The organism is Rugamonas fusca (assembly GCF_014042365.1).
Lineage (GTDB): Bacteria > Pseudomonadota > Gammaproteobacteria > Burkholderiales > Burkholderiaceae_D > Rugamonas > Rugamonas fusca.
This window is the reverse complement of record NZ_JACEZS010000021.1, coordinates 93,206-105,304: the sequence shown is the minus strand read 5'-3', so window position 1 is coordinate 105,304 and position 12,099 is coordinate 93,206. Positions and strand designations below refer to the sequence as shown.

Annotated in this window: 9 protein-coding genes; 5 read left to right on the top strand and 4 right to left on the bottom strand. The window is 66.1% G+C overall.

Annotated features, from left to right (window positions below; translation table 11 throughout):
• Nucleotides 1–234: 234 nt before the first annotated feature.
• Nucleotides 235–3,099: a TonB-dependent receptor gene (locus tag H3H36_RS20890; protein ID WP_182220017.1), complete on the bottom strand. Its 2,865-nt coding sequence runs from the start codon at nt 3,097–3,099 to the stop codon at nt 235–237.
• A gap of 356 nt (nt 3,100–3,455) precedes the next feature.
• Between H3H36_RS20890 and H3H36_RS20885 the strand changes: the two genes are divergently transcribed.
• From H3H36_RS20885 to H3H36_RS20865, 5 genes are all read left to right on the top strand, one after another.
• On the top strand, nt 3,456–4,757 hold the full coding sequence (locus tag H3H36_RS20885) for a helix-turn-helix domain-containing protein (protein ID WP_182220016.1): 1,302 nt from the start codon (nt 3,456–3,458) through the stop codon (nt 4,755–4,757).
• Nucleotides 4,758–4,808: 51 nt separating this feature from the next.
• Nucleotides 4,809–5,201 carry a hypothetical protein gene (locus H3H36_RS20880; RefSeq protein WP_182220015.1) on the top strand — a complete coding sequence of 131 codons (393 nt, stop codon included), beginning with the start codon at nt 4,809–4,811 and terminating at the stop codon, nt 5,199–5,201.
• 114 nt (nt 5,202–5,315) lie between these two features.
• Nucleotides 5,316–6,701: a TolC family protein gene (locus tag H3H36_RS20875; protein ID WP_229220021.1), complete on the top strand. Its 1,386-nt coding sequence runs from the start codon at nt 5,316–5,318 to the stop codon at nt 6,699–6,701.
• Between the two features lie 52 nt (nt 6,702–6,753).
• Nucleotides 6,754–8,139 (top strand): multicopper oxidase family protein, encoded by a 1,386-nt coding sequence (locus H3H36_RS20870; protein WP_182220014.1) that lies wholly within the window; start codon nt 6,754–6,756, stop codon nt 8,137–8,139.
• Between the two features lie 123 nt (nt 8,140–8,262).
• Complete coding sequence (locus H3H36_RS20865) at nt 8,263–9,042, top strand: flagellar brake protein (protein ID WP_229220020.1); 780 nt, start codon at nt 8,263–8,265, stop codon at nt 9,040–9,042.
• Between the two features lie 63 nt (nt 9,043–9,105).
• Here the strand turns inward: H3H36_RS20865 and H3H36_RS20860 are convergent, their stop codons facing one another.
• The 3 genes from H3H36_RS20860 to H3H36_RS20850 all read right to left on the bottom strand — a co-directional run bounded on the left by H3H36_RS20860 (nt 9,106) and on the right by H3H36_RS20850 (nt 12,045).
• Nucleotides 9,106–9,465 (bottom strand): hypothetical protein, encoded by a 360-nt coding sequence (locus H3H36_RS20860; protein WP_182220013.1) that lies wholly within the window; start codon nt 9,463–9,465, stop codon nt 9,106–9,108.
• A 360-nt stretch (nt 9,466–9,825) separates the two neighbouring features.
• The gene (gene bcaP, locus H3H36_RS20855; protein ID WP_311196667.1) at nt 9,826–11,226 is read right to left on the bottom strand and encodes a branched-chain amino acid transporter BcaP; all 1,401 of its coding nucleotides are present in this window, start codon (nt 11,224–11,226) and stop codon (nt 9,826–9,828) included.
• Nucleotides 11,227–11,472: 246 nt separating this feature from the next.
• Complete coding sequence (locus tag H3H36_RS20850) at nt 11,473–12,045, bottom strand: FxDxF family PEP-CTERM protein (RefSeq protein ID WP_182220012.1); 573 nt, start codon at nt 12,043–12,045, stop codon at nt 11,473–11,475.
• Between the last annotated feature and the right edge of the window lie 54 nt (nt 12,046–12,099).

The following is a 12,099-nucleotide window of genomic DNA, read 5'->3' as shown; positions in this document are numbered from 1 at the left end:
CAACGTCAAGCCGACCGCGCAAGATCCGAACGAAACCGACAACGGCTTCAAGTACGACAGCGTGCAGTTCGGCCTGAACGGCGCTTCCTACTTCGGCCGCCTGTGGGTCAAGTTCTAAGCTGAACCGGCAACGGCCATGGGGGACGGCCCTTTAATTGGGGACGGACCCCAAATTTCCCTGCCGGGAAATTGGGGTCCGTCCCCAATTAAAGGGCCGTCCCCGGTTTTGCTGGCTTAGAACTTGTAGTTCAGGCCCACGTTGTAGAAGCGGCCCACCGCACCCGTCTCGTGCAGCGAAGGGTTGTAGGCCGCGCCAGTGCCGTTGCTGCTGGCGTTGATGCCGTTGCCGCCATAGGTTTGCGCGTCAACCGGTGGCGAGCGGTCGAACAGGTTGGTGATCGAGCCGCTCAAGGTCCACGCCTTGTTGATCTGGTAGCTCATCGACAGGTTGGTGTAGGTGAACGACGATACCTTGCAGTACTGCGCCGGCGCCTGGCCCGCCTTCCAGCGCGAGTTGTTCGCCTGCAGGCTGCTGTCGCAATCGGTCAAGCCGTTGGACGGGTCGGTCACATCAAAGCCGCTGACGTAGTTGGTGGTGGCGCTGATGGTGAACGGTCCCTGGTCATACGACAGCGTGAACTGCGCGCGGTCCTTCGGATTGCCGGTGTCGCCCGAGACAATGGCCGGGCCGTGGGTGCCGGCCAGGTTGTAGGTCTTGCCGTTCAGGGTCATGTTGTAGTTGAACATATGCGACCACTGCAGGCCCACCGTCATCCTGGCCGCCTCGTTGAGCTTGAAGCGGTAGCGCGTTTCAAACTCGGCGCCGGCGGTGGAGGTGGTCTGGCCGTTCACGTAGGGCGTAGAGATGTACTGGATGGTGCCGACCGGCGAGGTGCCGGTGCTGCCGTCGCCATAGGTGACCGTCTCCGGGCCGCCCCGCACCGCATACAGCAGCGGGTCGAAACTGGCCAGCGCCGAGGCCGAGATGATCTGGTTATCCACCGTGATCTTGTAATAGTCCAGGGTGGTCGACCAGTTCTTGATCGGTTCGACGATCACACCCAGCGTGTACGACTTCGATTTCTCCGGCTGCAGATCCTTGGTGGTCGTTTGCAGGTAGGTGGGGCTCAGTTCGCACTGGGCCGGCACGTTTTTGGGCGAGTCCGTGTTCGGCGAGCCGTCCGGATTCGATTCCGGGCACAGGACCGGATCGCGGATGGTGTTGAACGCGTACAGCAGGCCGCCGGTGCCGTTCTCGGTCGCCGACGGCGCGCGGAAGCCGCGCGACACCGTGCCGCGCAACGAGAACATGGAGGACGGCGAGAATTTGAAGCCCACCTTGGGCGTGTAGGAATGGCCGTAGGTGTCGTAGTGGTCGGCGCGCACGGCCGCATCGAGCTCCAGCGTCTTGAGCACCGGCGCGGCCAGCTCCGCGTACAGCGCCGTGTTGTTTTCCTTGCCGATGGCATAAGCATTCGGCAGCGCGTTGACGCTGCCATCCTGCGCTTCGGCCGGATCCGGGGCGTTGAGCGACTTGTGCACGAAGCTCAGGCCCGTGCCCAGGCTGAGCGGGCCCCCTTCCAGCTTGGCCAGCTCGCGCGAGGCGCGCAATTCCAGGAAATTCAATTCATCGGTGGCCTTGCCGCGCACGGCGGGCGTGACCTTGGCCATCACGTCCGCGCTGTTGCCGCCGGTGAGCTTGAAGGGATTGGCCGTGTCGTTGAGCGCTCGCTGCAGCGCCGTCGGATTGAGGTAGCCATGGTAAATGGTTTCCGTTTCGACCCGCGTCAGACCCAGCGCGGCGGCGATGTCCCAGCCTGCCACCGTGCCATTCAGGTCGGCCACGGCCCGATACGACTTGGTATCGATGTCGGTGCGGCGGAACGGCGTGTCCGGCACCAGCGCCCGCACATAGGCCGGGTGGCCGAACGGATTGCCCGGATAGCTGGCCGGCACGGTATAAGCGCCGGGATCGATGGTGCCGACAATGGCCGGGGCCCGGTTGGGACCGATGGCCGTCACGCCGGCGAAACTGCCGACCGGAATGGTGGAGTCGCGGATGGTTTGCTGGCCCTTGCTGTCGAAGTAGGACGCTTTCAGCCCCAGCGTCCAGTCCTCGTTCAGGCGGCTCGTGAGGCTGGCCAGCAAGTCCAGGTTTTCCGTCGCCGGCTGCAGTTGGGACCAGGTATTGGTGTACACGCACTGGTTGGCGTTGCGCCGCGCGAAATCGCAGCCGTTGTCGAGGAAGGCGTAGGCGCCGGCCACGCTGCCCTGCGCCGGGTCCTGCAAATACGGCGTGAGGGTGACGGGGTTGCTGACGATGCTGTTGCGCGCGCCGGGGCGCAGGTCGCGCCCGCCCGGGTCACCCGACCAGTCCATGCGGGTCCAGGGGCCATCGCGCTGGTCCAGCCGGATCTGGTCCTGGTGGCGGTATTCCACGGCCACGTAGCCGTTGGTGTTGTCCGACAGGTCGAAGCCGCGCATCAAGGACAGGTGATGGGTGGCGCCGCCGCCATGCTGGGTAGTGCCCGTTTCGGCCAGCACGCTGGTGCCCTGGAAGGACTTCTTCAGGATCACGTTGACCACGCCGGCGATGGCGTCCGAACCGTACACGGCCGACGCGCCATCCTTCAGGATCTCGATGCGCTCGACCGCTTCCATAGGGATGGAGGTGATGTCGACGAAGGGCCGCTGGCCGTCGTCCGACAATGGGTAAGGCGCCATGCGGTGGCCGTCGATCAGCACCAGGGTGGCGCCCACGGTCATCCCGCGCAGCGACACGCCGCTGGCGCCGGCCGCGAACGAATTAAAGCCCTGGCTCAGGGTGCCCTGGCCGTTGGCCGTGATGTCGCGCAGCGCCTCGGAGACAGTGGTGTAGCCTGATTTCTTCAAGTCGGCCGCCGTCATCACTTGCACCGGGCTGGGGGTCTCCTGGTCGGCGCGGCTGATATAGGAGCCCGTCACGACCACGCGCTTGATGGCCTGGTTGTTGGCCTGATTGTCACCCGCCGCTTCCTGCGCCTGGGCCGTGTGGGGCGCCAGCGCCGTCAGCGCGCCAGTGGCCAGGATATGGGCCACGGCCAGCGGGATCGATTTCATTCTTAACCTCATCAAATACTCCTTCAGGTGTCTTGAGTGTTGCGATTTTGTATTGCCATTCAATTAGCCATATCAACATGCTAATATCGCTCATTGCGTGGCGTGCGCCGGGTGGATGCCGCCGGGTGGCCGGCATCGGCAGGCCCAGTCTGGTGCGCAACGGCCGCCCCATCGTCTGAACGGATCGGCGCGCACCCATGCGGCACCAGCCTGTATCAAAAACGCAACGTTGTCGGTGATGACAGGTTCGGCCGGATCGGCGCGTACCCGGTCCGGCCGGGAAGCGGGCGCAATGGATGGGCACCATTGCCGGAAGATACAGGCAAGGTTGTGGTATTTTTAACGAAGGAAGCCAAATGAGCCTCATCTTGCTTGAGAACCTGTCCCTCGGGACGGGGGTGCTGGGCCTGTTCCTCGCCATGCCATTGATCGCGCTGGCGCGCCAGCGTCCGGCCAGCATGTGGCTGGCGCTGTACGTGCTGACCATCTCGGCCGCCTCGCTGGAAGACTATGCGCACTACCAGCACCTGCCCTGGATCGCCGGCATGGCCTGGCCCAACCTGGCCGTCGATGTGCTCTATTACTGCTATGTGCGCAGCATGACGGGACTGGGCAATGGCCGCTTCCAGACCATCCATTTCGTGCCGCTGGCCTGCTACCTGTCGGCCGCGCTGGTGGCGCTGCTGCCCGGCAGCCCGTTCGCGCCCTGGTTCGCCGACTGGGAACATGGCGCCGGGGCGGCCATGTTCTACCAATGCCAGGGCGCGTTCTACCTGGGGGCCGTGCTGCTGCGGCTGCGCCAGCACCGGCAGCGCCTGCGCGCCGGCGATACGACGGCCGGCACGGACGCGCTGCGCTGGCTGACGACACTGTCCTGTGTGCTGGCGGCCTTGTGGATCAGCTGGGTGCTGGCCGTGCGCCTGCATGGCAACTGGACCGCCTGCTTCGTGGCGGGCCGGCTGGCCACGTTCTACTTTGTCGGCTGGTACGGGCTGCGGCGTGCCACCGTGTTCCTCCCTGCCACGGCGGCACCGCCAGTGGAGCGCTGCGCGCCCGTGGCGCCACCGGCCGGGCGGACTGCCGCAGCGGCGCCCGCGCCGGCGCCCACCCTGGTGGCCGTCGCCGCCCCCGTCCCGGCGAACCCCGCCACGGCGGACCTGGCCGCGGGCGCGACGGCGGAGCGGGAAAAGTATGCCCGTTCCGGCATGACCGATGCGACCCAGCGCCTGATCGGCGAACGGCTGCAACGGCGCATGTCGCTGCACCGCGATTTCCTCGAAAGCGACTTGCGCCTGACCGAGCTGGCCGAGCGCATCGGCACCACGCCGCAACTGCTGTCGCAGTACCTCAATCACATGCTGGGCCTGAGCTTTTTCGACTACGTCAACGGCCTGCGCATCGCCGAAGTGCAGAACATGATGCGCGACCCGGCCGGGGCTGGGCGCACCTTGCTGGAACTGGCCCATGCGGCCGGTTTCAACAGCAAGTCCACCTTCAACACGGCGTTCAAGAACGTGAGCGGCATGGCGCCATCGCAGTGGCGCGCACGCCATGCCGGCGAACCGGCGCCAGTGCCGCACACGCCGCCGTCGCCATCGGCCCTGCCGGCCCACGGCGCCGCGCCGGAGCACCGGGAGCCGCGCCAAGCGGCGGCCTGACGCCATGGCGACGCCACGCGCGCCGTGTGCCTGTGCTACACTCGCCGCACCATGAACCACGTCCGCATCTTGCTGCTTTGGCTGTTGCTGGCCGCGCTCCCGTTGCAGGGATACGCGGCCGCCGGCGCGTTCATGGCCGTCGCGAACGCCGCGGCGCCAGCCGGCCAGCAGCACGCCGCAGCGACAGATCCATCCGCTGTCCCCGGTCATTGCGCCATGCTGGCCCAGTCCCGCCACGGCGATGCCGGAGCCGATGCCGGCAAAGCCCGGTGCTGCCACGGCGCGTCCTGCTGCATGGGCGCGGCCATCGCGGTCCCGTGCCCTGCCCTCGCGCTGGCGGACATGCGCCCGGCCGGCTCCGAAGCCATTCCCTATCGGCTCAGGCACGTGACGGCGCACATTCCCGGCGGCCCCGAACGGCCGCCGCATTCCCACTCTGCCTGAATCCGCGCGCGCGGCCGACAGCCTGCCAGCAGCATGGCAGGCGCGACGCCGTGCCCGCCGCATCAACGCCACGCGGGACCGCTGACGGCCCGCGCAAACGTATCAGGAGTCACCATGTATCGTTACACCACCATGCGCGCCGCCGCGGGCGCCGCGCTGGCGCTGTCGCTGGCCGGCTGCGCCACGTTCTCGCCGGACGGCGGCCTCGATGCCGTTCAGGTCATCACCAGGCCGGCCACGGGCCACGACCTGGCGCGCGCGAACGCCAACGGAGACGGCGCGGCCGCGCGGCGCGTCGCCTCCTTGCTGGCCGCCCCCTTGAGCGCCGACAGCGCCGTCGCCATCGCCCTGCTCAACAACCGCGCGCTGCAAGCCAGTTACGCGCAACTGGGCATCGCCGAAGCGGACCTGGTGCAGGCCGGCCGCCTGCCCAATCCCACCCTCACCTTTTCCCGCCTGACCGATGGCCAGGGCCTGGACATCGAACGCAAGCTGATGCTGCCCGTGATCAGCCTGCTCACGATGCCGGCCGCACGTGGCATCGAGCAGCGCCGCTTCGAGCAAACGCAGCTGGCCGTAGCCGGCGACGTGCTGCGCATCGCCAACCAGACCCGGCGCGCGTTCTACGGCGCCGTCGCCGCACGCCAGTCGGTCAGCTACCTGGAACAGGTCCAGGACGCGGCCGAAGCGGGCGCCGAACTGGCGCGCCGCATGACCGCCGCCGGTAACTGGAGCGCGTTGCGGCAAGCGCGCGAGCAGGTGTTCCTGGCCGACGCCGTGGCCCAGCTGACGGCGGCGCGGCACGCCGAAGTGGCCGCGCGCGAACAACTGGTACGGCTGCTGGGCCTGTCCGGCCAGGACGCCTCGTTCACCCTGCCCGAGCGCCTGCCCGACCTGCCTGCCGCGCCGCGCGCCCAGGGCGACGCGGAAGCCCAGGCGCTGGCCAACCGGGTCGACATCCTGATGGCGCAAAAGGAGCTGGCCGGCCTGGCCGGCACACTGGGCCTGACCCGGGCCACCCGCTTCATCAACGTGCTCGACGCCGGCTACCAGCGCAACACGGGCGCCGACGGCGGCCACGCGCGCGGCGTGGAAATCGAATTGCAACTGCCCCTGTTCGACTGGGGCGGCGCGCGCGTGGCGCGCGCCGAGGCGGCCTACACGGAGGCGCTGCAGCGCGCCGCGCAAGGGGCCATCGAGGCCCGCTCGCAGGTGCGGGAGAGCTATTCGGCCTATCGCGCCGCCTACACGCTGGCGCGCCAGTACCGCGACGAGATCGTCCCGCTGCGCAAGCGCATCGCCGACGAACAGCTGCTGCGCTACAACGGCATGCTCACCAGCGTGTTCGAACTGCTGGCCGACGCGCGCGAGCAGGTGCTGAGCGTGAACGCGGCGATTGAAGCGCAACGCAATTTCTGGCTGGCCGACGCGGCCCTGCAGGCGGCCATGACGGGTGGCGCGGACGGCGCCGATGGCAACGTGGCGCGCGCCGGCCGCTGAAGGCCCGCCCCATCACGGCATACGAACAAGGACAAGATCAAGGAAATAAACAATGGTTACTCGCAGAGATTTCTTCCGCGGCGCAGGCGCCGCCGCCGTCAGCACGGCGCTGGTGAGCCGGGTGGGCGCGGCCGGCCTGCCGGAAGCGGCCAGCATGGCCAGCCCCGCCACCCAGCCACCGTTGGCGCCACCCAACGGCCGGCCCTACCATCCCGTCGTCACGCTCAACGGCTGGACCCTGCCGTGGCGGATGAAAGACGGCGTCAAGGAATTCCACCTGGTGGCCGAACCCGTGGTGCGCGAGATCGCGCCCGGCATGACGGCCCGGCTGTGGGGCTACAATGGCCAGTCGCCCGGGCCGACCATCGAAGTGGTGGAAGGCGACCGGGTCCGCATCTTCGTCACCAACAAGCTGCCCGAGCACACCAGCATGCACTGGCACGGCCAGCGCCTGCCCAATGGCATGGATGGCGTGACGGGACTGACCCAGCCCGGCATCCCGCCCGGCAAGACCTTTGTGTATGAATTCGTCGCGCGCCGGGCCGGCACCTTCATGTACCACCCGCACGCGGACGAAATGATGCAAATGGCCATGGGCATGATGGGCCTGTGGATCACCCACCCCAGGGATCCGCGCTTCATGGCCGTGGACCGCGACTTCTGCTTCCTGCTCAACGCCTTCGACATTGAACCGGGCAGCGCCACGCCCAGGGTCAACACCATGCTCGACTTCAACCTGTGGACTTTCAACAGCCGCGCCTTCCCCGGCGTCGATCCGATGGTGGTGGCGCAGGGCGACCGGGTCCGGATCCGGGTCGGCAACCTGACCATGACCAACCACCCTATCCACCTGCACGGCCACGAATTCACCGTCACCGGCACGGACGGCGGCTGGGTGCCGCCGGCGGCGCGCTGGCCGGAAGTGACCACCGACATCGCCGTGGGCCAGATGCGGGCCATCGAGTTTGACGCCACCGAACCGGGCGACTGGTCCTTCCACTGCCACAAATCGCACCACACCATGAACGCCATGGGCCACGACGTGCCCACCATGACGGGCGTGGACCAGAACGACGTGCTGGAGAAGATCAACCGGCTGGTGCCGGACTACATGGCCATGGGCGACAAGGGCATGGCCGACATGGCCGCCATGCCCATGCCCCTGCCGGCCAACACGCTGCCCATGATGACGGGCATGGGGCCGTTCGGCGCCATCGGCATGGGCGGCATGTTCACCACCGTCAAGGTGCGCAAGGGCCTGGGACGGCATGACTACCGCGATCCGGGCTGGTATCGCCATCCGCCGGGCACGCTGGCCTACGAGTACGCGGGTCAGGACGGCGCGCTGCCAGCCGCGCCGCAAGCGCCGGCCGGCGGGGCCACGGGACAGGAGACGCCCATGTTCGAAGCGACCAAGGGCGGCCACCACCAGCATTGAGCGGAGCTGCCCACCCTGATGGCCGCCTTCTCATAATCCGAAATAGGTTGCCATCAGGAAAAACTCGAACTATGATGAACTCATGCGGACCCAAACCATGTCTAACATTTCGCTCATCACATCATGTCACTCACTGCACTCCACCCCGCCCCGATCCGCAAGGGACCGCCACGGCCACAAGACGCGGTCAGCCAGATTCCGGCCAACGCCAACGCGTACGAGCTGACGTCCGAGGACGAGATCGGCGATACGCTGACCCAACTGGCCGAAAGTGGCGACCCGATTTCGATCTACGTGCCCGGCAGCCGCGAGGTGGTGCTGGGGCGCATCCTGTCGGTCGATCCCGAGTTGCCGCATTTTGTGATGGAATTGAACGAGGGGATGACCCTACAGCCGGGCAAGCTGACCTTCGTCACCTGGCTGCGTTCGGCCAAGCTGCAGTTCCGCCTGTCCAGCAAGGACTGGCAGGCGCTGCCCGGCCAGCCGCAGCATATTCCGATGGATTTCCCCGAAACGTGCGCCGTGCTGAACCGGCGCGCCACGGAGCGCGTGGAAGTGCCGCTGGGCGCCACGTGCATGGCCTCGTTCGTGATCAATGTCGTCAACAACTCCCACAGCTATGAGTTGCCCATCTTCGACCTGTCGCTGGGCGGTATCAGCCTGCACTGCAGCAAGCTCAATGCCAAGGGGCTGATCAAGGGCCGCAAGGTGGAGAACGTGCTGCTGGAGCTGGGCGACGAGACGGTCGAAGTGGCGGAACTGGAAGTGCGCTACACGCGCCCCTTCCGTTCCTTCCTGCTGGGCGAACAAATCCACCTGGGCTGCATGTTCACCAAGCTGGCGCCGGAGCAGGAAAGCAAGCTCAAGCAAGTTCTGCAACAAATCAGCGACGACCTGCGGTAGCGGCCGGGAGCGCGGAGCGCGCGGGCGATGCCAACCGCGCGCACGGGGGCCAGTGAGCTCCGCTTATCCGATGACACGGCCGACCCTGTCGGCCACTTCTGAAATAACCATCACCACACAGACGTAGGCCAACATGCGGCCAAATGGACGCAAGCGGTATCCGCGCTCATTACTTCGATACAGATATAGCGGCACCGCCAACGGCGCGATCGCCACTATGCCAACCGTCAACATATACGTGCGGTTGAATGCCTTCTCGGTACTATCCAGCCGATACCAATAATATATGAGCGCGCCTATTATCAGCGCCGAAGTAACCGACCACCAGACGGGTTCGGATAGATGACGGGCATCAAGGAATCCCCCTACCACGCTGTCAAGGGCGAACTGGGCGAGCAACGCGATGAGTATCTTGGTTTTCATTCAGGCGCTCAATTGATCGCCCACCGCCGGGTCGGCCGGCACGTCATCACCCAGGATGGGCTGTACGCTGACGCAATCGGTCAGCAATGCGTATCCAGGCACGCAAGAACAAAATCGCAAAAACATAAGCACCAAATAGTTGATTGAATAAAAGTTGGCTTAACGAACGGCTAGCGGAACTGGCCGCCGGCCGGTCGTGAGGATAACAGTTTATCAATCTTAGAAATGCGCAAATTCTCACAAGAAAGTGCGGTGCTTCACGGATTGGCGGGAATTCCAGGCGCTTCCGCGCCTTCAACGATAGCCGCAAGCGCGCAGCACACAGAAAAGAGTACGGCGCTCTTGCGACCCCGCCGCTAGTTACGAGTGCTTGGGATGGAGCACGGCGTTGCGGCGCGAATAGCCGAAGTACACGACCAGGCCGATCACCAGCCAGATGGTGAACGCGATCCACGTGGTGCGGCTCAGGAAGGTCATCAGGGCCACGCAGAACAGCACGGCCAGCGCCGGCACCACCGGCACGCCGGGGCAACGGAACGCGCGGTGCAGGTCCGGGCGCTTCTTGCGCAGCACCACCACGGCCACCGATACCAGGCAGAACGCGGCCAGCGTGCCAATGTTGATCAGCTCGGCCAGCACGTCCAGCGGTACCACGGCCGCGATCAGGCCGAAGATGATGCCCACCATCCAGGTGGCGAAGAACGGCGTGCCGAACTTGGGATGCACGCTCGACAGGCGCGCGGGCAGCAAGCCATCGCGCGACATGGCGAACACGACGCGGGTCTGGCCGTAGCTCATCACGAGGATCACGGTGGTCATGCCCAGGATGGCGCCCAGGTCGACGAAGCCGGCCACCCAGTTCTCGTTGGCGTATTGCAGCGCCAGCGAGACGGGATGGTCGATGCCGGCAAATTTCTGGAACGGCACGATGCCCGTCATGATGGCCGACACCACCACGTACAGCACGGTGCACACGGCCAGCGAGCCGATGATGCCGATCGGCAGGTCGCGTTCGGGACGCTTGACCTCCTCGGCCGCCGACGTCACGGCGTCAAAGCCGATGAAGGCGAAGAACACCAGCGCCGCCGCGCTCATGGTGCCGCCCATGCCAAAGGGCATGAACGGATGCCAGTTGGCCGGCTGCACGTGGCGCGCACCGACGGCGATGAACAGCAGCACCACGGCGATCTTGATGGCCACCATGATGCTGTTCATGCGCGCCGATTCGCGCGCGCCCCACGACAGCATGGCCGTCAGGAACATCATGATCATGAACGCGGGCAGGTTGATCAGGGTCTGCACGCCGGGCACGGCGCCGGGGGCGGCCGTCAGCGCGACGGGCAAATGCAGGCCGAAGCCGCCGATCAGGGACTGGAAGTAGCCCGACCAGCCCACCGACACGGCCGACGTGGCCAGGCCGTATTCGAGCATCAGGTCCCAGCCTATCATCCACGCCACCAGCTCGCCCATGGTGGCGTAGCTGTAGGTGTAGATGGAACCGGCCACCGGCACGGTGGAGGCGAATTCAGCGTAGCACATGGCCGCGAAGCCGCAGGCCAGCGCCGCGATGACGAACGACAGCGTCAGCGCCGGGCCGGCCGTCAGCGCGCCGGTGCCCGTCAGCACAAAGATGCCGGTGCCGACGATGGCGCCTATGCCCATCAGGATCAGGTCCAGCGGCCCCAGTACTTTTTTCAAGCCACCCGCAGCGCGCCCTTGCGCCACCATGTGGTCCAGATTCTTCGTTCGAAAAAGGCTCAAGTAATATCTCCACTCATCGATGTGCGTTGTTTTGTCACCGCGCGCGCCATCACTGGCCGTGGCCGGTATGGCTGCGCAGTCTACACTGTTTTCGCCCGCCGTTAGGCACTTTCCTTATAAATTATTGAACAATCGGCAAGGCGATGCGGGACCCGAAAACGCCGCCGCCCGCGGGCCGGAACACGGCGCGCGGGCGGACGGGGCGCCGCGCATCGTGCCGCGCGGCGATATGGGGGATGCGGAAGATTACTGCGCGTTCTTGCGCCGGCGCGCGATCACGCCCAGCAGGCCCAGGCCAGCCATCAGCATGCCGTAGGTCTCGGGTTCCGGTACGGCTGCCGCCACCGCGATGTTGCCGCTGTAGCTGCCGCCGTTAGGGGAAGCAACATAGCCATCCACTTCCAGCGTGTAATTGCCGGCCGCCAGCGGGTGCAAGCCCGAGGCGAAGTTCCATGCCTGCTCGCTGGGCTGGCTCAGGTCCTGGGTACCGTGGAACACGATGCCGCCGGCGTTGCGCAGGTCGAAGCCGGTGATGGTCAGGCCATCGTTGGCCGACGCTTTCAGCGACGTGATCAGGCCGACCACGTCGTTCACGCCCGAGATGGCGAACGTGTATTTATCGGCGAAGTAGTTGTTCAGCGCGCCGGCTTGCTGGCCCAGGCCCAGCGTGAAGGTGTGGCCGAAATCAGAGCTGTTGTAATCGATCAGGTCTTGGGTGATGTCGATCGGAGCCTGGCTCAGGTCCACGGCGGCGTGCGCAGCGATGCAGGAAGTGGCCAGGACGACGGTCGCCAGCAGGCGTTGCGTGATGTTTTTCATGTTAGTCACCAGAAGTTGAGGTGGAATGCGGAGACCGTGCGCCCGCGCCCCGTG

What these genes read in the sequence shown, in the direction of transcription:
- H3H36_RS20890 (WP_182220017.1), bottom strand. Translation starts at nt 3,099, where the DNA reads ATGAAATCGATCCCGCTGGCCGTGGCCCATATCCTGGCCACTGGCGCG.
- H3H36_RS20885 (WP_182220016.1), top strand. Translation starts at nt 3,456, where the DNA reads ATGAGCCTCATCTTGCTTGAGAACCTGTCCCTCGGGACGGGGGTGCTG.
- H3H36_RS20880 (WP_182220015.1), top strand. Translation starts at nt 4,809, where the DNA reads ATGAACCACGTCCGCATCTTGCTGCTTTGGCTGTTGCTGGCCGCGCTC.
- H3H36_RS20875 (WP_229220021.1), top strand. Translation starts at nt 5,316, where the DNA reads ATGTATCGTTACACCACCATGCGCGCCGCCGCGGGCGCCGCGCTGGCG.
- H3H36_RS20870 (WP_182220014.1), top strand. Translation starts at nt 6,754, where the DNA reads ATGGTTACTCGCAGAGATTTCTTCCGCGGCGCAGGCGCCGCCGCCGTC.
- H3H36_RS20865 (WP_229220020.1), top strand. Translation starts at nt 8,263, where the DNA reads ATGTCACTCACTGCACTCCACCCCGCCCCGATCCGCAAGGGACCGCCA.
- H3H36_RS20860 (WP_182220013.1), bottom strand. Translation starts at nt 9,465, where the DNA reads ATGAAAACCAAGATACTCATCGCGTTGCTCGCCCAGTTCGCCCTTGAC.
- H3H36_RS20850 (WP_182220012.1), bottom strand. Translation starts at nt 12,045, where the DNA reads ATGAAAAACATCACGCAACGCCTGCTGGCGACCGTCGTCCTGGCCACT.